The organism is Allomuricauda sp. M10 (assembly GCF_020782875.1).
Taxonomy (GTDB): Bacteria; Bacteroidota; Bacteroidia; order Flavobacteriales; family Flavobacteriaceae; genus Flagellimonas.
Window position 1 is genome coordinate 310,755 of sequence record NZ_JAJGBN010000001.1, and the last position, 21,445, is coordinate 332,199.

The following is a 21,445-nucleotide window of genomic DNA, read 5'->3' on the forward strand; positions in this document are numbered from 1 at the left end:
ATGAGCCACAAAAATAAATTTTTCATTTAATTATCAATGTTTTAAGGGGGTAAAATCACAAACTTATCTTTATTATTTATATTACCCCTGTTTTAAGTGGGGATCAATGAAAAAAAAGTAAATTTTACTCTTTATATTATTAAATTGTTAATTGTAGTTTTGGAGTTTAAAACATTTAGAAATGCCGAAGATCAGATTTCAAGCTTTGGAAGAGAGCCGAAAAAGGGAGCATACCGTTATAAGTGAAACAGGGAAAAGGTCGGAACTGTTTGGTAAATATGTTTTCAATGAAGAGAAAATGCTCCAGTTTCTGACTAGGGATGCTTTCGAAAACGTAAAATCTGCCATTTTTCAAGGCAACAAGATCGATAGAAAAATAGCCGATCAAGTGGCCGAGGGCATGAAGGCTTGGGCCTTGTCCATGGGGGCAACCCATTATACCCACTGGTTTCAGCCACTGACAGGAGCTACTGCGGAAAAGCATGATGCTTTTTTTGATATTCTCCCAAATGGTCGTGCCATGGAAAAGTTTGGAGGGGCCCAATTGGTGCAACAGGAGCCGGATGCTTCCAGCTTTCCAAGCGGTGGTATCCGAAACACATTTGAGGCCCGTGGTTATACCGCTTGGGACCCGACTTCACCAGCATTTATATACAAGACAACGCTCTGTATTCCCACCATTTTTGTGGCCTATACGGGTGAGGCATTGGATAACAAAGCTCCATTGCTAAGGGCATTGCACGCCATTGACCAAGCAGCTACAGGAGTGGCACAATATTTTGATAAGAACGTACGGAAGGTCTATGCTACTTTGGGGTGGGAGCAGGAATATTTCTTGATCGATAAGGCCTTGGCCAAATCCCGTATTGATCTTTCCACTACGGGTAGAACATTGGTTGGGAGTTTTTCCGCCAAGGGACAACAATTGGACGATCACTATTTTGGGGTGATTCCACCAAGGGTGTTGAGCTTTATGAGCGACCTGGAAAAGGAATGTACCCAATTGGGGATACCTGTAAAAACCAGACATAACGAGGTGGCTCCCAACCAGTTTGAGTTGGCTCCCGTCTTTGAGGAGGCCAACCTTTCCGTAGACCATAATTTATTATTGATGGACGTGATGGAAGAAATTGCGGACCGTCATAATTTCTCTGTGCTTTTTCATGAAAAACCCTTCGCGGGCATCAATGGGTCGGGCAAACACAATAACTGGTCATTGGCTACCGATACTGGGGTGAACCTGCTCAGTCCTGGGACCACACCCATGAAAAATCTTCAGTTTTTGACCTTTTTCGTGAATACCATCAAGGCGGTGGATACCTATGAGGAATTGTTGCGAGCCTCCATTGCATCCGCCAGTAATGATCACCGATTAGGAGCCAATGAGGCGCCTCCGCCCATTATTTCCATATTTATAGGAAAGCAATTGAATGATGTGCTTGATGAATTGGAAGGTGTTTCCAAAGGAAAACTTTCCCCTGAGGAAAAAACCGAACTCAAACTGAACGTGGTAGGCAAGATTCCGGAAATTTTGCTGGATAATACGGATAGAAACCGTACTTCGCCCTTTGCCTTTACTGGGAATAAATTTGAAATGAGGGGAGTGGGTTCCAAAATGAACTGCGCCAAACCCATGACCATTCTCAACACCATTGTGGCCAAACAGCTTACCGACTTTAAAAAGGAAGTGGATGCGTTGATCGACAAGAAAAAGTTGAAAAAGGACGAGGCTGTTTTCAATGTGCTGCGTGAATATATCAAAACTTCCAAGCGTATACGGTTTGAAGGGGATGGCTACGGAATGGAGTGGCAGGAGGAGGCACGCCGACGTAAGTTGAGCATCAACAAAAATACGCCTGAGGCCCTACAGGTAATCACTGCTAAGGAAAGCGTGACCCTATTTAAGGAAATGGATGTGATGAACGAGGTGGAGCTTACCGCCCATCAAGATGTGGAACTTGGTGCCTATATCTTTCATATTCAGATAGAAGGCCGTGTTTTGGGTGAAATGGTGTACAATCACATTATACCGGCTGCAGTTAAATACCAAAATCTATTGTTGGAAAACATCAACGGACTACGAGAAGTGTATGGAGCTGCCCATAAAAAGGTGGCCGAGGCCCAACTCAACATTTTGGAGCAGATCGGGGAACACATCATCGAGATCAAAAAGCTTACCGATGAAATGACCGATGCCAGAAGACGGGCCAATGGCATGTCCATGCGGAACAAAAAGGCGCAGGCCTATTGCAACAACGTTAAACCTTATTTTGATTCGATACGGGAACAGTCCGATACCTTGGAGAAATTGATTGCCGATGAATTCTGGCCGTTCACCAAGTATAGGGAAATGCTCTTTTCCAAATAATACTTTTAGTTGAAAAGAAGAGGTTCCGTATCCATAATTTGAAGGGTTTCCGTTATTTTTGCCCAAACCTAATTTATGTCGTCCGACTCCAGTAAAAGATATGCGCAACGAGGTGTTTCTGCCTCTAAGGAAGATGTGCACAATGCCATTAAGAACATTGATAAAGGTCTTTTTCCCAAGGCTTTCTGCAAAATAGTGCCCGATTTTCTCACCGGTAGCGAAGACCATTGCTTGGTCATGCATGCCGATGGTGCAGGCACAAAATCTTCCTTGGCTTATATGTATTGGAAGGAAACTGGGGACATTTCAGTTTGGAAGGGAATAGCTCAGGATGCTTTGATCATGAACGTGGACGACCTGATCTGTGTAGGTGCCACGGATAATATCATGCTGTCCTCTACCATAGGTAGAAATAAAAATTTGGTGCCTGGGGAAGTGATTTCTGCCATCATCAACGGTACCGAAGAATTGATTTCCGATTTGGACAAACACGGCATTACCATCCATTCCACAGGGGGTGAAACGGCCGATGTGGGTGATCTGGTCCGCACCATCATTGTGGACTCCACGGTTACAGCACGTATGAAACGCAGCGAGGTCATCGATAATGCCAATATCAATGTTGGAGACGTAATCGTTGGCTTGGCTTCTTATGGACAGGCAACTTACGAAAGCGGTTATAATGGTGGTATGGGGAGTAATGGACTTACCTCTGCCCGCCATGATGTTTTCGGAAAATATCTGGCCAAAAAATACCCCGAAAGTTATGATGCTTCGGTCCCCGAAGAATTGGTTTATTCTGGAAACACAAAATTGACGGATTCGGTTCCCAATGCTCCTTTGGATGCGGGAAAATTGGTATTGTCTCCGACTAGGACCTACGCTCCGATCATCAAGAAAATCTTATCAAAATACACTTCCAAAGATATCCATGGAATGGTGCATTGCAGTGGCGGTGCCCAGACCAAGATCCTGCACTTTGTAGATCGTTTCCACATCATCAAGGACAATATGTTCCCGATACCTCCACTGTTCAAATTGATACAGGAGCAATCCGGTACCGATTGGAAGGAAATGTACCAAGTTTTCAACTGTGGTCATCGCATGGAAATCTATGTGAATGAGCAGGTTGCTGAGGATATTATCTCCATTTCAAAGAGTTTTGGCGTAGATGCCCAGATCATTGGTAGGGTGGAATCCTCCGAAACCAAAAAATTAACCATCCAAAGCGAGTACGGTAAGTTTGAATATTAGCATACGAATCTCCCTGAAATAGCGTTTTATTATAAACCTCACGCTATGGAAAGAAAGGAATTTTTGAGGAGTTTGGGTGCCGGTGCAGCTTTCGCCCTAATTTTTCCCTGTCTGCAAGGATGCTCCAAGGACGAAGTCGATGGGAATATTGTGGAAGAACCTACGGGCGTTGATTTTACAGTCGACCTTAATTCTGCCGAATCGGCAAACCTTGCCAATAATGGTGGTTTTATCTTAAAAAATTTGGTGGTGATCGCCAAAAACTTGGAAGGCGAATTTATTGCCGCAAGCCAAGTGTGTAGCCATCAATCCTATGATCAAGTTCGATTTGTGAACCAGAATGGGGGTATATTTTATTGTGATGTGCATGGTTCCCGCTTTGACCAAGATGGAACCCCTTTGAACCAAGTGGATAGTGCTCCTGCAAAGGCCATCAAAGTATACAATACCGAATTGAACGGTTCCATTCTGCGGATTTTTGAGTAAACCTTTTTGTCCCGAATTCATGAAAAAGATATTGTTCCTACTACTTTTTATCTGTGGCACTGTACTTCAGGCCCAAGAATGGCAGCCTAGTTTTTCTGATGCCGTTTCCAAAGCCGCTGAAGAGGACAAACCCGTTGTTTTGGTGTTTTCCGGGTCGGATTGGTGTGCGCCCTGTATCCGATTGAAGAAGCATATTTTTGATAGTGAGGCGTTTAAGGATTATGCTAAGGAACACTATGTGCTGTACAATGCAGACTTCCCTAGAAAGAAGCAGAACCAACTGCCTGAACCCTTGATGACCATGAATAAATCCTTGATTGAGAGGTATAACCCAAAGGGTTATTTTCCGTTGGTGGTGGTTTTGGATAAAAATGAAAAAGTATTGGGAGAAACAGGTTTTGTGGCCCGTTCTACCCCGGAAAAATATATTGCGACCCTCAACAAGTTCATCAAATGAAAAAGCTATTTGCTCTTTTGTTCAGCCTCTTCTGTATGCTGTCCCAAGGGCAGATGCTACAAAAAGATGTGACCGTTCGGAAAGTGCTGAAGTTGATGGGAACCCGGTTCGAGATTACCGTGGTGGCCCCCAATGAGGAAATCGGGTACATCAATATAGATTTGGCCGTTTCTGAAATTGAACGCATTGAAAAAATCATCTCATCTTGGGATGAGAACTCTGAAACTTCCTTGATCAATAAAAATGCAGGTATAAAACCCGTAAAGGTGTGTCCTGAACTTTTTGGATTGATAGAGCGTTCCATGAAAATCTCTGAAATTACCGATGGAGCTTTCGATATTACCTATGCCTCCATGGACAATATTTGGAAGTTTGATGGTTCCATGACCACCCTTCCAACCAAAGAAGAAATCCAGAAATCCATCGCCAAGATCGGCTATCAAAAAATTGTTCTGGATGCTGAAAAGGAAACCGTGTTTTTGCCCGAACCTGGCATGCGCATCGCTTTTGGTGCCATCGGAAAAGGATACGCTGCTGATCGCGCCAAGGAACTTTTGGTTTCCAAGGATGTGAAAGGGGGAATTATCAATGCATCAGGGGATTTGACCACATGGGGAACCAAGGCAACTGGTGAAAAATGGTTGGTGGGTATCGCCAATCCTTTAAGCAAGGATAAGGTTTTTAGTTGGTTGCCGATCATTGAATCCTCCGTGGCCACTTCAGGCAATTATGAAAAGTTCGTGACCCTTAACGGTAAAAAATATTCCCATATTATCGACCCACGGACTGGTTATCCCACTACAGGAATCAGTAGTGTTTCCATTTTCGCCAAACAGGCGGAACTTTGTGATGCCCTCGCCACTGCTGTTTTCATCATGGGAAGGGACGTTGGCCTACACATGATCAACCAAATTGATGGGGTTGAGGCAGTTGTGATAGACTCGGACAATAAAATTCACAAGACCACAGGTATTATGTTCGAAGTGAATCCGTAAATTTACAACATGCGAAAACCTCTATTTTTACTGCTCCTCTTGATTTTTTCAAGCTCTTGCGTCGCCGTTCGGGAATATGACAAGGTATATTTGAACGATGTGGAAATGCAATTGGGGGCTAGGGCCAACGAACGTTTTGAAACCAATTTCCATATTTATAGGGAGGCATCTTCTGGTGCCAATGGAGGAAAAACTGGTGGCGGTTGTGGCTGTAACTAACTCAATAATCATGAAGAGCAAGCCACAACAAATCAAAAGCATATTCTTTTTAGGAAATGTTCTGTTCATGGTTTTCATGTTGATGGGATCCATCGTTTTTGCCCAACAAAATGATACCTCTTACCAAAAACGGGTGTTGGAGACCAGTGAGGTGGATTTGTTGTTCAGTTATTACAATCAAAATGGAACCCACGCGGCCGTTACAGGTGGTGAGGGCACTGAGGAACTGACCGATGCCACTTCAACCATTGTGTTGCGCATGCCCATGAACGAGAATGATGTGTTGACCATAGATGTAGGGCTTTCGGCCTATACTTCGGCATCTTCCAGTAATATCAATCCGTTGGATGGCGGAATTAATGTAACTCCTTTTGATGCTTCTTCTGGGGAATCCAGAAAGGATTTGTTGGCTTATATCAACCCAACGTATTCCCACAGTTCTGAAGACCGAAACACCATTTGGAGTGCCAATGCCTATGTGTCATCTGAATACGATTATTTTTCCATCGGTTTTGGCGGTAGCTATACCAAATTGTTCAACGAGAAGAATACGGAAATTACGTTGAGCGGTAAGGTGTTTTTGGATAAGTGGAATGCCATTTACCCCATTGAACTTCGGGATGGATTTTTTGATAATCGCATCACGGGAAATGGAACCTATAATCCTATTTTTTCTGAATTCGATAAGGAAACTAGAAACTCCTATTCCTTGTCCTTGAGCTTTTCCCAAATATTGACGGAAAAACTGCAAGGAGCACTTTTTTTGGATTTGGTTTCCCAGAATGGCTTGCTCAGTACGCCTTTTCAAAGGGTTTATTTTGCTGATTTTGAGGATTTTTATATCGATGATTTTCAGTTAGCGGACAATGTGGAGCAATTGCCGGATACTAGGTTGAAGGTTCCATTTGGGGGACGATTGAACTATTACCTGAACGATTTGATCGTATTGCGTACCTATTATCGCTACTATTGGGACGATTGGGGCATAACCTCCCATACCGCAAGTTTGGAAGTGCCCTTCAAAATGACCGATAAATTCACCTTGTACCCAACTTATCGCTACTATACCCAGACCGCGGCGGATTATTTTTATCCGAAGGAAGTTGCGCTTTCTTCTTACTCCTTTTACACTTCGGACTACGACCTGTCGGATTACAGTTCCCATCAATATGGTATGGGTGTACAGTACCGTGATATTTTCACTACGGCACGAGTACTCAATTTTGGTTTGAAGACCATCGACTTGCGTTTTAGCCAGTATGATCGTAGTGATGGCCTCAATGCGTTCATCATCACATTGGGAACCACTTTTGTGGGCAACTGACCAAATTTTCTTAGAAAACAATCCAACTAAAAAATCGTAAATTCGCAGTCTTAAGGAGGACAGGTTTATGCTAGACAAACTGAATATCGTAAAGCAACGTTTTGACGAGGTTTCCGATTTAATCATTCAGCCCGATGTGATTGCCGATCAGCAACGATACATCAAGTTGAACAAGGAATACAAGGATTTAAAAGTCTTGGCCGCAAAACGCGATGAATATGTAACACTTACCAATAACTTACAGGAAGCGGAGGAGATCATTTCTGATGGAAGTGATCCGGAAATGGTGGAGATGGCCAAAATGCAGATGGACGAGGCCAAAAGTGCCTTGCCCAAATTGGAGGAAGAAATCAAATATTTATTGATTCCGAAAGACCCCGAAGATGCCAAGGATGTAGTGATGGAAATCCGCGCCGGAACGGGTGGGGATGAGGCCAGTATTTTTGCAGGGGATCTCTTCCGTATGTATACCAAATATTGCGAATCCAAAGGCTGGCGTACCAATGTCATCGACCTTAATGAAGGAACCAGTGGTGGTTACAAGGAAATCCATTTTGAGGTTTCCGGTGAGGATGTGTATGGAACTTTAAAATTTGAAGCAGGGGTGCACCGCGTACAACGTGTTCCGCAAACAGAAACGCAAGGAAGGGTGCATACCAGTGCCGCAACCGTAATGGTAATTCCGGAAGCGGAGGAATTTGATGTGCATATTGAACCCAAGGATGTCCGAATCGATTTCTTCTGTTCATCAGGACCTGGAGGACAGTCGGTGAACACCACCTACTCCGCGGTACGTTTGACCCACCTTCCAACGGGGATTGTGGCCCAATGTCAGGATGAAAAATCGCAGCACAAAAACAAGGATAAAGCCTTTAGGGTACTGCGAGCCAGGTTGTACGATATGGAGTTGGCCAAAAGACAGGCCGAGGATGCGGCAAAACGGAATTCGCAAGTAAGCAGTGGCGACCGTTCAGCCAAGATCCGTACCTATAATTATCCCCAAGGTAGGGTTACTGATCATAGGATTGGCTTGACCCTTTATGATCTGCAAAACATCATGAACGGGGATATCCAAAAAATCATCGACGAGTTGATGTTGGTGGACAATACCGAAAAACTAAAAGAGGCTTCGGAGATTTTCTAAGTCTTTGTTTTGTGAAATAGATTTGTTGGAACGAGTCAATTTGAGAACCGTTTAGCATGAAGATAGAACACCTTATTGCCGAAATACGAAAAAAGAAATCTTTCCTATGTGTGGGATTGGACACGGACTTGGAAAAGATTCCGGAACATCTCCTAAAAGAAGAAGATCCCATTTTTGCGTTCAATAAGGCGATCATTGATGCTACCCATGAGTATTGTGTGGCTTACAAACCCAATATTGCCTTTTATGAGGCATATGGTTTGCCCGGATGGAAATCCTTGGAGCGTAGCATGGATTATTTGAATACCAACTATCCTGAAGTTTTTACCATTGCAGATGCCAAACGGGGCGATATCGGGAACACTTCCACCCGTTACGCAAAAGCCTTTTTTGAAACCATGAATTTTGATTCCATCACCATTGCACCATACATGGGTAAGGATTCAGTGGAACCGTTTTTGGAATTTGAGGATAGGCACACCATTTTGTTGACATTGACATCCAATGAAGGTGCCTTCGATTTTCAAACCAAAAAACTGGAAGGGGAAGAACTCTATAAAAAGGTTTTAAAGACTTCCAAGACCTACAAGGGCTCTGAACGGTTGATGTATGTGGTAGGGGCAACCAAGGCCACTTATTTGCAGGAAATAAGGGAAATAATCCCAGATAGCTTTTTACTGGTGCCTGGTGTAGGGGCGCAAGGGGGCAGTTTGCAGGACGTGTGCAAATACGGCATGACCAAAAACATCGGGTTGTTGGTCAATTCTTCGCGCGGCATATTGTACGCCTCCACGGGAAGCGATTTTGCGCAAATAGCTGCTGTTAAAGCGGAAGAAGTTCAAAAGGAAATGGAACACGAGTTGGAAAGGTATTTCCAATCTTAGGATAGACTTTCCAATACTTTTTTAATTCCTTGAGCTTTTCTTTTGAAGAATTCACCCAAGCGTGTATCTACGTGGGCAACCTCGGAGGCTTTCTCCATAAAATTGTTATACATAACTTCCAAAACGGAAATTGCCTCACTTCCACTGGTGATCGGGGTTACTGTTCCGACTCTGCAATATTGATTGTTCATGATTTCCAAGATTTGTTAATATCAAAGATACGTTGAAATGCTGCCCATGGATTATGGCCTGGATGGGTATACATCTAGAAATCAGGTCTTTTATCTAAAATTTAACGTATGAGGCCCAAAATGAGAGGTATTCTTACAAAGGGTTAGGATAAAATTAACGAAGTCCAATTGCCTAATATCAACCAATGAAAGGCAGGTGGGTTAGTGTGGAAGTTTCTCCAAAAAGGGGATTGGGGAAGAAGGAAATAAAAAAAGCCAGTGGGAACACTGGCTTTTTAACTAACTAACTCAAAAAAATGCTAACTCAGATAACTCGTTACAAAATTCTCTTTAAACCTTCATGTCAAGGTTAACTTAACTTTAGGTTTTTGTTATAATTATTTCATTTCATTGAGTATATAACGGACATATTTTCAACTTATTGCGTAATTCTAAAAAAATTATAATTAATCTTGTAAGGCAAATACTTTTTTTAACAAATCTGTTGTACGGGACGAAACCTTTGTCCTAATTTCCTTCTCTTCCACTGCGATCATGGTGTATACCCCTGCCAAGGCTTCGTTGGTAGTATAATCGGTCAGATCTGGATTAACGTCATTGGTAAGGGGTAGGTTGTTGTACTTGGTGATGATGTTGGTCCAAATCTTATCCGCACCTACTTTTTGGAACGAATTCTTGATGATGGGGTTGAATTTATTGTACAACTGTGTCTTGGTGGCTTGTTGTAAATATTGGGTGGCCGCATTATCGTTTCCCAGCAAAATCTGCTTGGCATCGTTGAAGGTAATTCCCTTTACTGCATCCACAAAAATGGGAGTGGCTTCGCCCACTGCATCCTCGGCTGCACGGTTAAGAATTTTTAGACCTTCGTCCGCAAGGCTAGACAATCCAATATCCCGTAAGGTCTTATCTACTTTTTGAAGCTCTTCAGGCAACAAGATTTTAACCAATTCATTTTTGAAGAATCCGTTTTCAAGGGCCAATTTGTTCACTTGTTTTTCAATGCCCATGTTCAAGGCTTCTCGCAATCCTTGGGCAATTTCGGCATTGCCAATTCCAGTTCCTTGGGGCAATTGGTTTACAACCTGTTGTAGTTCGGCACATCCTACCAATTGGAAAAATAGAATAAAGGCTAGTATTCGTTTCATGATAAATCTTTTTGGTTAAGGTGAAATTACTGCGAAACCATCAAAGGACGACTTCGTTCTTCTGTTTTTTAGATAAAATCACGCTTATCATTTTTGATGAACTGGACTTTTGAATGGATACGAGGAGTTAATTCAATTCCAATACCAGACTCGATTTTGCTTTGATTTCCAACATAGTGCCTAGTGAAACTGTTTCATCAGTAATCGCGTTTTTTCCATTCTGATGATTCTGAATTCCCTCTTTAAACCGTGTGAGGTCAATTTGTTGGTCTTTAAGGGAATTGTTCAAAACTACCATGACCGCATCTTTCGGATTTTCGGGAAAATACCTGAAGTAGACGTACACATTGTCCACTGGAGAAAAGTGAAGGGTCTTTCCTTTGTGGATCACCGATTTACTTTTACGCCAGTTCAGCAGTTTTTTGGTGTAATCGAAATACGCTTTTTGATTTTCTGTCCTTCCAGATTCCAAAAAGGCATTTTGCGGATCACCAGACCATCCGCCAGGAAAATCCCTTCGGATATCCCCATCTCCTTTACTTTTTTCACCTAACATCCCAATCTCGTCTCCATAATAGATTTGGGGAATGCCCCTCAAAGTAGCCAGTAAGGTGATGGCCAGCTTGTACTTGTCCACATCCCCATCAAAAGCCTGATTGATGCGATTTACATCATGATTGCCCATCATGATCAAGAGGTTATTAATGTTCGGATAGAGAAAATCCTGTGTCAAGTGATCATAAACCTTAAAAAGGCCATCTCCCCAATTCTGTTCTGATTGATTAAATACTTCAGGGAAAATATCGTGAAGAGGAAAATCCATCACCGAAGGTAAATTGGAATTGAATCCTTGGATTGCGCCAATGGCGCTGTCTTTCTGCCAAAAGGCGATATGTGGTGTTTCGTGCATGAAAATTTCTCCTACAATGTTCAAGTTGGGGTATTCTTCCATCACCCGAGTAACCCATTCGGTAATGCCTTCTTTATCATTGTAGGGATAGGTATCTACCCGCATGCCATCCAAATGGGCACTCTCGATCCACCATATGGCATTCTGCACTAAATAATTGATGACCATCGGGTTGCTTTCATTCATATCGGGCATGGTATAGTCGAACCAACCGTCCATGCAGCCTTCGGCATCATATGTTGATGCATACGGATCCATTTGGCTTGTTTGGATGTAATTACTTCGCTTGAAACCGTTTTCACCACCCTCCCAATAATGCAACCAATCTTGGGCGGGCAAGTCTTGAATCAACCAATGGCTTAATCCCCAATGGTTGGGTACGTAATCCATGATATGTTTCATGCCCCGTTGATGCAATTCCTCGGTCAGTCGGACAAAATCCTTGTTGCTGCCATAACGCGGATCCATTTGATAAAGATCACTACAAGCATATCCGTGATAGGAATAGGTCTTTTCATTATCCAAGGTAAGTGGAGTGCTCCAAAGGGTGGTGGCCCCGAGTTCATCAATATAATCCAGATGGTCAATGATTCCTTGGATATCTCCCCCGTGCCTTCCACCTTGTTCACCGCGATTGGCGAGTTCGATGGTTTTGGAATGGCTGTCATTTGAAGGGTTTCCGTTGGCAAACCTATCTGGCATTAAAAGATAGATCACATCGGAAGAGTCAAAACCTTTTCGGTCTGCAGAGCCTTCCCTTCGCTCCAAGAATTGGTAATCTATGGATGAGATGGTTCGCTTTCCCTTTTTGAACTTGATTTTGTAGTTGCCTGGTTGCACATTCTTGGTGTCCAGCGTAATAAAAAGGTAGTTCGGGTTTTCGGTCTTTTCAATTTTTTTGACGGTAATTTCAGGAGTGAATTCAGGTTGAAGTTCACTGATTTGGTTTCCATGTACCAACAATTGGAGTTCAGAGTTCTTCATGTCGGTCCACCAATAAGGGGGTTCTACACGTTGCACTTGGCCCATGCTGCTGGTCAAGACCATCAACATCAATAGTAAAATGTTGTATTTCATGCGTTTGAATATTTTATGAGCCAATTTCAAGTTTGAAAAGGATCAATTTTCTAGGGTAATAATTTTTGAATAGGGGATAAATCCCAATTAAATGGTTACGACTTCGTCATCTTTGTCATCCACCCTTGCCACCAATAGTGCGGCGATCAAAAAGGAAATTCCACTTGTTACGAGGGCAAAAATGGGTTGTTCGTTGTACAGGTATTTTACCATGGGGCCTCCGATCAAAGCATTTATGATTTGGGGAATCACAATGAAGAAATTGAAAATACCCATATAAACACCCATTTTTTGTGGAGGAATGGACCCTGCAAGAATAGCGTAGGGCATGGCCAAAATACTGGCCCATGCCACCCCGATTCCGATCATGGAGAGGATAAGCCAATTTTCATCCGGCATGATGTAAATAGACAAAAACCCGAGAGCACCAATAACTAAGGAGATGGCATGTGTTTTTTTACGTCCTACCTTTTTGGCAATAGCTGGGAGAAAGAAGGCAAAAATGGCCGAAACGCCATTATAGATCCCGAAAAGAATACCTAGCCAATCTCCTGCATTTTGATAGGCCATACTCTGGTTATCATTGGGATCTAGACCGTAAATGTGCTGCGCAATGGCGGGAAGGGCAAAGACCCAGAGTCCAAAAAGCCCAAACCAAGAAAAAAACTGTACCCAACTCAATTGTCGCATCGTTCGTGGCATTTTCTGGAAATCGGTAAAAATATCACTGAGTTTGCCGGGAGATTCCTCCAAATTCGCGGCACCTTCCGCTTGGTGCAATTGGGCCATTTCTTCTGGGTTGTATTCCTTTGTCGTGAATACTGTTACCAAAACACTGGTAATGAGCACAATGGCTCCAATTACAAACGAAAGCAAAAGGTTAACGGGAACTTCGCCAACACCAGCGGTATTTTCCAATCCGATCCAATTCGTCAAAACATAAGGAAGCCATGAACCCACAACGGCCCCAATTCCGATAAGTACGGTTTGGAGGCTATAACCCAAGGTACGCTGGTCAGATGGTAAAATATCTGCGATCAAGGCCCGAAAAGGTTCCATGGCCACGTTAAAGGATGCATCCATAATCATGAGCATTCCGGCCCCCACCCAAAGAGCGGGCATAAAGGCTGTGAACATATCTGCATTGGGCATTAAAACAAGGCCCAAAGAGGCCAGCAAGGCTCCAGTGAGGAAATAAGGTCGCCTTCGCCCTAAACGGTTCCAGGTCCTATCGCTATAATGACCTACGATGGGTTGTACAATGAGACCGGTGAGGGGAGCCACGATCCAGAACCAAGAAAGTTCATGGATGTCTGCCCCAAAAATCTGTAGAATTCTACTTGCGTTGGCATTTTGAAGGGCAAAGCCCATTTGAATGCCAAGGAACCCGAAACTTAGGTTCCAAATTTGCCAAAAACTTAGTCGACGCTTTTCAAACATTGTGATTTTCTATTGGATCAACAATTTTACGGTTGTTAGACCGCCTATTTAACTTTTAGGGAAAGTAAAATATAAGCGCTGATAAAACCAAAGATATGTTTTTTTTGAAAAAGGGATTCACTTCACACTATTTGGAAACCATTCACAAAATACTAGCTTGTTTTTCAGTTGTTTTTGATTTGGATGGAGCCAGGTCTCGTAGAGTCCCGTATAATCAATTCGGTTTTGACCAATTGTGTGGTAAACGGTGTGTCCTCTTCCTTTTCAAGTCTGTCAATCAGGGTTTGGGCAGCAAGTTCCCCAATCTGAAATCCATGTTGGTTGACCGTGGTTAAATGTGGTCTGGCATATTTGGAAAGGATACCATCGGAAAAACCTATCACGGAGAGTGCTTCGGGAACATTCAATCCTCTCGTTCGGGCCACATTCAAAGCAGTAACAGCGTAAATTTCGTTCACTCCAAAAATACCATCGATATCCGGATTTTCATCAAAAACCTTGTTGATCCGATCTTCCAAACTTCTTTGTTCCTGATCGGAATCACCAAGTTCCCCAATTTTGATTACCAGCCCCTCATCATATTCCAGGTTGTTCCATTGAAGTGCATCCTTGTAGCCTTCGGTACGCAAGCGACCAATAGTGAGGTAGTCCATGGTGGTCAACAGTAATATTCTTTTGCACCCTATCTGAATGAGCTTTTGAACTGCCATTTGCCCGGCTTCACGATCGTCAATAATAATCTTGTCACAATCGATATCGTCCACTACACGGTCAAACATGACAATAGGGATATTTCTGTTCTGGATTTCTTGAAGATGGATAAAGTTATGTTTCAACAAGGTTTCCTTGGATAGCGAAATGATAAAACCGTCAATGCTTCCATCTATAAGCATCTCCATGTTTATGGCCTCTTTGTCCAAGGATTCATTGGTAACCCCAATGATAACATTGTATTCCTTTGAATTCGCCACTTCTTCGATCCCCGAAATCACTTTCGCAAAGAAATGGTGAACGATCTCAGGTATGATCACCCCTATGGTCTTGGTTTTTTTGTTCTTAAGGCTAAGGGCAACACTATTGGGGCGATAGTTATAAAATTTGGCGAAAGCCTGGACCTTATCGCGATTTTCCCTACTGATATCCTTGTCGTCTTTCAAGGCCTTGGATACAGTTGAAATGGAGAGCCCAAGTTCGGAAGCAATCTTCTTAAGTGTCATTTTTGGCTTCATACTGTAATGGATTTCTGGTGGGGCGGCCAGTTTTGTGTCAATTAAGAACTAAATATACTTTGATCGTTACAGTACACTAAAAATTTGTCAACCTGAAAACGTTATAAGTGCCCAAACATGATAAATGTCAAAAAAAAGGAGGTCTCAATTTACATATTTTAGCAAAAGGGAAGTGAAATATAACAAAATCTTAAAAATTAACTCTAACAAACTTTAATATGAAAATTAGACGGATGCACCTTTTCTGGTGCATGTTTCTGGTTCCTTTCCTACAGTTTGCCCAAATAACTGTTCAGGGTGTCGTGACAGACGCGACGACTCAGGAGCCATTGCCCGGTGTAAGTATTCTACTTAAGGGAACAACACAGGGGACCGCCACGGATTTTGATGGAAATTATATTCTTCAAGCCAATATGGGCGATACCTTGGTTTTCTCGTACATCGGATTTCAAAGTAAGGAAGTGGTCGTATCAGGTAGTTCAATGAATGTTGTCCTATTGGAAGATACCACTGCCCTGGATGAGGTGGTCATCATCGGTTATGGTACCACTACGGTAAAGGATGCCACAGGTTCTGTGGCCTCTGTTACAACGGAAGATTTTAACAAGGGCGCTATTGTAAGTACCGATCAATTGTTGACGGGTAAAACTGCAGGTGTCCGTATTACAAACAATGGTGGACAGCCTGATTCTGCTCCAAACATTAGGATTCGTGGAGGATCTTCGCTGACCGCGAACAACAATCCATTGATCGTTATTGATGGTATCCCAGTGGACAATACAAATCCTGCCGGGGTAAACAACCCATTGACACTGATCAACCCAAATGATGTTGAAAGCTTTTCCATATTGAAAGATGCCTCCGCCACTGCCATTTATGGCTCAAGGGCCTCTAACGGTGTAATCATTATTACGACGAAAAAAGGGATGTCAGGGGAGTTCAAGTTTAATTTTGCCTCAAACACTACGGTGAGCAGAGTGGGTAAAAAAATTGAAATGATGGATGGTAATGCCTTCACAAGGTTTATCCAAGAGTATCATCCCGATTTCACCAATTTTTTAGGAATCGATGATCCAACAACCGATGCCGTTGACGATTTGAGCACCGATACAGTTGAAGGCCGGATTTTATCCGACACCGATTGGCAAGATGCCATTTATAGGACCGCCATCTCCTTTGATCATAACTTGAGCGCACGGGGAAGTATTTTAAAAATGGTGCCTATTCGTATGTCATTGGGATATACGGAAAGTCAGGGTTTGGTAAAGACCAGTGATTACGAACGTATCACCGGATCTTTGAAATTGACCCCACGTTTACTCGACGATCACCTAAAAATTGATCTCAATGCCAAGGGCATCATGTCCAAAAAGAATGCCATTGATGAAGGTGGTGCTTTGGGCGGAGCCGTCAACATGGACCCTACCAAACCCATATACGACACTTCCTCAGATAATCGATTTGGCGGATACTATCAAAACACCGTTTTGGATGGGGATTTTGTAAAGCTAGATGGACAGTGGAATCCTGTTGCCATTTTAATGCAACGTTACCGTCCGGAAAGAGTGAGCAAGGTATTGGCCAATGTGGAGCTCGACTATAAAATGCACTTTTTGCCCGAACTGCGTGCTGTGGCCAATGTGGGTATAGAAGCTTCCAAAGCAAAGGTTAAGGAAACCTATACCGACAATTCTTTGGCGACCTATAAGCAAGATGATACCGCTACCGACCCAGCCAATAATTACCGGTTCAACCCCGGTGTAAATTATAGGGAAAACCAAGACATCGTAAACCGTACCATGGAGGGTTATCTGTCCTATGCGAAAGATTTGGGTGGTGCCATCAAAAATTTTGATGTGCAGGCAGGTTACTCCTATCAAAATTTTAAGAACGATGGAAACAAGGAAGAATACCAATATAATGAGGAAACGGGTATCAGGGAATTGATAATAGATGCCCAAAATCCTACCAACAGGTATTATAACGAGCTCAATCTACAGTCGTTCTTCGGTCGTAGCAACATCAATTTTTACGATAAATATTTACTTACGATATCCTTTCGGGCCGATGCATCTTCCCTATTCTCCAAAGAAAACCGTTGGGGATACTTCCCAGCAGCGGCATTGGCCTGGAAGGTGAAAGAGGAAAGCTTTTTGAAAGATGTGGATGTGGTGAACAATTTAAAGCTGCGTTTAGGTTGGGGTAGAACAGGTCAACAGGACATTACCGGTGCCGTAGGCTTCTATCCTTCACTTCCGTTGTTCGAGGCCGGTTCCGCTACCAGTCAATATTTGAGTGGCTATGCCCTTTATTCTGCAAAACCATATAACTCCGACCTTACTTGGGAAAAAGCGGAAACGTTCAACGCGGGTCTTGATTTTGGATTTTTTCAGAACAATGTCCTTAGTGGATCCTTTGACGTGTACTACAGAACCACCAAGGATTTGTTGGCTACTGTTCCCGTAGCGCCTGGTCAAGCACTTACTTCATCCTTTGTGAAGAATGTTGGCGAGACAGAGAGCAAAGGTTTTGAGGTGAATTTCAACGTTAAGGCGCTCAGCCAAGATAACATGTCATTAGAGTTTTATGGAAACACCTCATATAGCAGGGCAGAAGTGACCGATCTCCAGGATGTAAGCCGAATCAGTGCCAGCGAATCGGGTATTCCGACCGGCACAGGTGTAAGGCTCGCCTATCACGCTGTGGGATATCAACCCTATTCTGCTTGGGTATTCAGACAATTGTATGATGCCCAAGGCAATCCTATTCATGGTGCTTTTGCTGATTTTAATGGCGATGGCATCGTGGACAACGATGACAGGTATTACAAAACCCTTCGTCCTAACTGGACTTTCGGTTTCGGATTCAATTACAACTACAAGAATTTTGATTTGAGCTCCAGCTTCAGAGGGCAAATAGGGGGACAGGTCTATAACTCCCGAAGATTGACTTCGGGGTGGGTTGATAAGGCTATTCCCAACAATTCAAACAGTTTGTCCAATGTTCTTGATTTTTACAATGGGGCGGCCAACTTCAACTTTGTTGATGTACAGGGCAATGTGCCTTTTTCTGATTACTTCTTGGAAGATGCAACTTTCCTAAGATGTGAGAACATTGTGTTGGGCTATCGTTTGAACGACGCCATTCCAAATGTATCCATGCGTTTTTATGGAGCTTTGAACAACCCGTTCATCATTACCAAATATGATGGACAGGATCCTGAAAATTTCAATGCAATCGATAATAATTTCTACCCTAGGCCAAGGTCTTTTACCATTGGGGTGAATGTGGATTTTTAAGCTATTCGACATGAAAAAAATAATACCGATATATCTCATACTGTCCCTGATATTTCTGATTCAGGGATGTACCAGTGATCTGGACACAGAACCCCAGGTAGAACTTACCTTGGATGAATTGTTGGACCAAGATCCAGATGCCGTGAACGGAATCCTTTCCAGATTATATGCCTCATTTGCCCTTTCTGGGCCGGATGGTGCCGGAAGCTCCGATATTGACGATGACGCCGGGGAATCCCCATTCCTTAGAGGGATTGTGAACCTTCAAGATTTTACGGCGGATGCCATGAAAAACCGATGGGGGGATGATGGTCTTGATCAGTTGACCACCACATCCAATTGGGATGAGAACAATAAGTTTTTCCGCTACCTCTATAACCGAATCTATTATACCATTCCACAAGCGAATAACCTACTTTTGGTCTTGGGTGCCGTGGATCTGGATAACAAGGATCAGATTGAAGGAGAGGTAAGGTTCATCAGGGCATTGGCCTACTATTACCTAATCGATTGTTTTGGAAAAGGGGTATTGGCTACCGAGGAAAATTACGGTACATCAGAACCATTGCCAGAAGTCGATAGGCAAGAGCTTTTCACTTATGTGGAAAATGAATTGTTGGCTGCTGAAGCGTTGCTGCCAGATACAAACGAATATGGCAGGGCAAATAAAAGTGTGGGCCGAATGCTTCTTGCCAAACTTTATATGAATGCCGGGGTCTACACCGGAACAGAACGTTTTGATGATGCCGCAACCTACATAATCAAGGTTATTGATGAAGGAGGCTATTCGTTGGATGCCGATTTTGTGGGCTTGTTCTCTGGAGACAACAACCTTTCCAACGAAATCATTTTTCCATTGTTGGCCGATTCACAGACTAGCCAAAGTTATGGTAACACTACTTATATTGTAAACGGTAGTTTGGGTACCGAGACCATGGTATTGAGTGATTATGGTGCCGAGGATGGATGGAGCGGACACAGGGCCACTAAAGCTTGGTACGGACTGTTCAACAATGGCGATTTGGCCAACAGTACCGATGATCGTGCAGCACTTTTCTGGACCGAAGGACATAGCTATGAAATGACGGATTACAAAAAATGGACCGACGGCTATCCTTCCATCAAGTTTAGGAATACTTATTTCCATAGTGCTTCCAGTCCCACTTATTTTTCCAGCACCGATTTTCCTTTGTTCCGATTGGCAGATGCCTATCTGATGTATGCGGAATGCGCTGTTCGTGGTGCAGCTGGTACAACCTTGTCAACCGCTTTGGGATATGTGAACGCGGTAAGAACCCGTTCCGGTGCTGTTTCAGTTGCCCAATCTGATCTAACCCTCGATTTCATTATGGATGAAAGGGGAAGGGAACTGAATCTGGAAGGACACCGCAGGAGCGATTTGATTCGCTTTGGCAAGTTCACGGGAAGCAGCTATTTATGGCCATGGAAAGGGAATACCTTGAATGGTACTTCCATTCCGGATACCTATAAATTATTTCCAATACCATTGACCGCTTTGGAGGCCAATGAAAACTTAACTCAAAACCCAGGATTCTAATTAAAACGACTCTCATGAAAAATATAAAATCATTTATTGTTCAGGTCTTAGGGTTAGTAACGACCCTGGCATTTTTCACTGCATGTGAGAATGATGACCTCGTGCCAGAATTTACATTGCAGGCTGCCTCTGAAAATGTGGCCTTTCAAAATACCTTTTTGGAAGAATACCTGCTCTCAGGTGAAACTGCAAACAACATTGCTGAGCGTTTTGTCTGGAATCAGGTAGATTTTGGGGTTCAGACCCAGATTTCCTATCAATTGGAGGGTTCCATATCAGAAAACTTTGATGCTGAATCGGATTATCAATACGATTCAGGGACCCTTTCTGAGACCAATGCATCCGTAACCATTAAAAATCTTTTGGCCATGGCTGCAGGATTGGGATTGGATGATGACCCATCTACTACAGATGATGATGGCAATCCAAACAATACCGGTACGGTATATTTCAGGGTAACTGCCTTCGCAGGAAGTGGAGAGGGTACGGATGCTATGTCCACTACTTCGGATGTTGAACAATTGACCATCACTTTGGTTGAAAAATCAGATGAAGGTAGTTCTGGCATTCAAATATCCAGTTGGGGTGTTGTGGGATCAGGATATAACAATTGGGGTGCCTTTGCGGATGCACCTTTTTATACAACTAACACAGATGGTGTATATATTGCCTATGTAAATCTGTTGGATGGTGAAATCAAGTTCCGGGAAAACAATGATTGGACCAATAATTTTGGTGATACCGGAGTAGATGGTACCCTGGATGCAGGCGGGGATAATATCGTGGTAACAGCAGGAGACTACAAAATCACTTTGAATTTGAACGACAACACCTATTCCATCGATGCCTTTACTTGGGGAGTTGTTGGATCTGGATATAATGATTGGGGCGGAGCAGGTCCTGATGCCAAGTTCTTCTACGACTATACTACTGATACTTTTAAGGTGGGCGTTAAATTGATAGACGGAGAAATAAAATTCAGGTTGAACAACGATTGGGGAACCAATTATGGTGATACTGGAGTTGATGGAACTTTGGATAATGGTGGTGATAATATTGTGGTTACTGCCGGCTTCTATATGATCACATTGGATTTTAATACCAATACCTATACCATGGAGGAAGCCAACCTTTGGGGTATTGTTGGTTCAGGTTACAATGATTGGGGGGCAACTCCCGATTTTATCTTGACGGAAGTAAATCCAGGTATTTGGGTTGCTGAAAATGTGACATTGCTAGATGGTGAGATCAAATTTAGGGTCAATGAAGATTGGGGAACCAATTATGGTGATACAGGAGTGGATGGAATTCTGGACAATGGAGGTGACAACATTGCTGTTACTGCCGGAAATTACATCATATTCATGGATCTTACAGATGAATCATCTCCAACCTATACTATCAATGCAAGGTAGAAAATGCTAAAATAAATAATTGTGGAGGGAAACGGCTACGCCGTTTC

At 43.0% G+C, this 21,445-nt stretch carries 17 protein-coding genes; 12 read left to right on the top strand and 5 right to left on the bottom strand.

Going from position 1 to position 21,445, the window contains the following annotated elements; all coding sequences use genetic code 11:
* Nucleotides 1-181 precede the first annotated feature (181 nt).
* From LKX84_RS01460 to pyrF, 9 genes are all read left to right on the top strand, one after another.
* Entirely contained in the window at nt 182-2,368 is a 2,187-nt protein-coding gene (locus LKX84_RS01460; RefSeq protein WP_228235315.1) for a glutamine synthetase III, read from the top strand.
* Between the two features lie 75 nt (nt 2,369-2,443).
* On the top strand, nt 2,444-3,622 hold the full coding sequence (locus LKX84_RS01465) for an AIR synthase related protein (protein WP_228235316.1): 1,179 nt from the start codon (nt 2,444-2,446) through the stop codon (nt 3,620-3,622).
* A gap of 45 nt (nt 3,623-3,667) precedes the next feature.
* Nucleotides 3,668-4,108, top strand: coding sequence for a ubiquinol-cytochrome c reductase iron-sulfur subunit (locus LKX84_RS01470; RefSeq protein WP_228235317.1), 441 nt, complete (start codon nt 3,668-3,670; stop codon nt 4,106-4,108).
* A gap of 19 nt (nt 4,109-4,127) precedes the next feature.
* Complete coding sequence (locus LKX84_RS01475; protein ID WP_228235318.1) at nt 4,128-4,565, top strand: thioredoxin family protein; 438 nt, start codon at nt 4,128-4,130, stop codon at nt 4,563-4,565.
* Nucleotides 4,562-5,560, top strand: coding sequence for an FAD:protein FMN transferase (locus LKX84_RS01480; RefSeq protein WP_228235319.1), 999 nt, complete (start codon nt 4,562-4,564; stop codon nt 5,558-5,560). Before LKX84_RS01475 ends, LKX84_RS01480 begins: the two co-directional genes overlap by 4 nt.
* 9 nt (nt 5,561-5,569) lie before the next feature.
* On the top strand, nt 5,570-5,779 hold the full coding sequence (locus tag LKX84_RS01485) for a DUF4266 domain-containing protein (protein ID WP_119647114.1): 210 nt from the start codon (nt 5,570-5,572) through the stop codon (nt 5,777-5,779).
* A gap of 10 nt (nt 5,780-5,789) precedes the next feature.
* Nucleotides 5,790-7,103, top strand: a complete 1,314-nt coding sequence (locus tag LKX84_RS01490; RefSeq protein ID WP_410548860.1) for a DUF3570 domain-containing protein — start codon at nt 5,790-5,792, stop codon at nt 7,101-7,103.
* 67 nt (nt 7,104-7,170) lie between these two features.
* The gene (gene prfA / locus LKX84_RS01495) at nt 7,171-8,247 is read left to right on the top strand and encodes a peptide chain release factor 1 (protein ID WP_228235320.1); all 1,077 of its coding nucleotides are present in this window, start codon (nt 7,171-7,173) and stop codon (nt 8,245-8,247) included.
* Between the two features lie 56 nt (nt 8,248-8,303).
* The gene (gene pyrF, locus LKX84_RS01500; RefSeq protein WP_228235322.1) at nt 8,304-9,131 is read left to right on the top strand and encodes an orotidine-5'-phosphate decarboxylase; all 828 of its coding nucleotides are present in this window, start codon (nt 8,304-8,306) and stop codon (nt 9,129-9,131) included.
* Here pyrF and LKX84_RS01505 read toward each other — a convergent pair.
* The 5 genes from LKX84_RS01505 to LKX84_RS01525 all read right to left on the bottom strand — a co-directional run bounded on the left by LKX84_RS01505 (nt 9,128) and on the right by LKX84_RS01525 (nt 15,114).
* Entirely contained in the window at nt 9,128-9,322 is a 195-nt protein-coding gene (locus LKX84_RS01505) for a hypothetical protein (RefSeq protein WP_228235324.1), read from the bottom strand. The genes pyrF and LKX84_RS01505 overlap by 4 nt on opposite strands.
* A gap of 446 nt (nt 9,323-9,768) precedes the next feature.
* On the bottom strand, nt 9,769-10,470 hold the full coding sequence (locus LKX84_RS01510) for a DUF4197 domain-containing protein (protein WP_228235326.1): 702 nt from the start codon (nt 10,468-10,470) through the stop codon (nt 9,769-9,771).
* Nucleotides 10,471-10,597: 127 nt separating this feature from the next.
* A complete protein-coding gene (locus LKX84_RS01515; RefSeq protein ID WP_228235328.1) occupies nt 10,598-12,457 on the bottom strand; it encodes a glycoside hydrolase family 13 protein in 1,860 nt (619 codons plus the stop codon).
* Nucleotides 12,458-12,544: 87 nt separating this feature from the next.
* Entirely contained in the window at nt 12,545-13,897 is a 1,353-nt protein-coding gene (locus LKX84_RS01520) for an MFS transporter (RefSeq protein ID WP_228235330.1), read from the bottom strand.
* A gap of 164 nt (nt 13,898-14,061) precedes the next feature.
* A complete protein-coding gene (locus tag LKX84_RS01525) occupies nt 14,062-15,114 on the bottom strand; it encodes a LacI family DNA-binding transcriptional regulator (protein WP_317206451.1) in 1,053 nt (350 codons plus the stop codon).
* Between the two features lie 230 nt (nt 15,115-15,344).
* Here LKX84_RS01525 and LKX84_RS01530 point away from each other — a divergent pair, with 230 nt between their 5' ends.
* From LKX84_RS01530 to LKX84_RS01540, 3 genes are read left to right on the top strand one after another with little or no spacing between them, the layout of a single operon-like run.
* A complete protein-coding gene (locus LKX84_RS01530; RefSeq protein ID WP_228235332.1) occupies nt 15,345-18,425 on the top strand; it encodes a SusC/RagA family TonB-linked outer membrane protein in 3,081 nt (1,026 codons plus the stop codon).
* A gap of 10 nt (nt 18,426-18,435) precedes the next feature.
* Entirely contained in the window at nt 18,436-19,983 is a 1,548-nt protein-coding gene (locus tag LKX84_RS01535; protein ID WP_228235336.1) for a RagB/SusD family nutrient uptake outer membrane protein, read from the top strand.
* 14 nt (nt 19,984-19,997) lie between these two features.
* Nucleotides 19,998-21,398, top strand: coding sequence for a SusE domain-containing protein (locus LKX84_RS01540; protein WP_228235338.1), 1,401 nt, complete (start codon nt 19,998-20,000; stop codon nt 21,396-21,398).
* Nucleotides 21,399-21,445 lie beyond the last annotated feature (47 nt).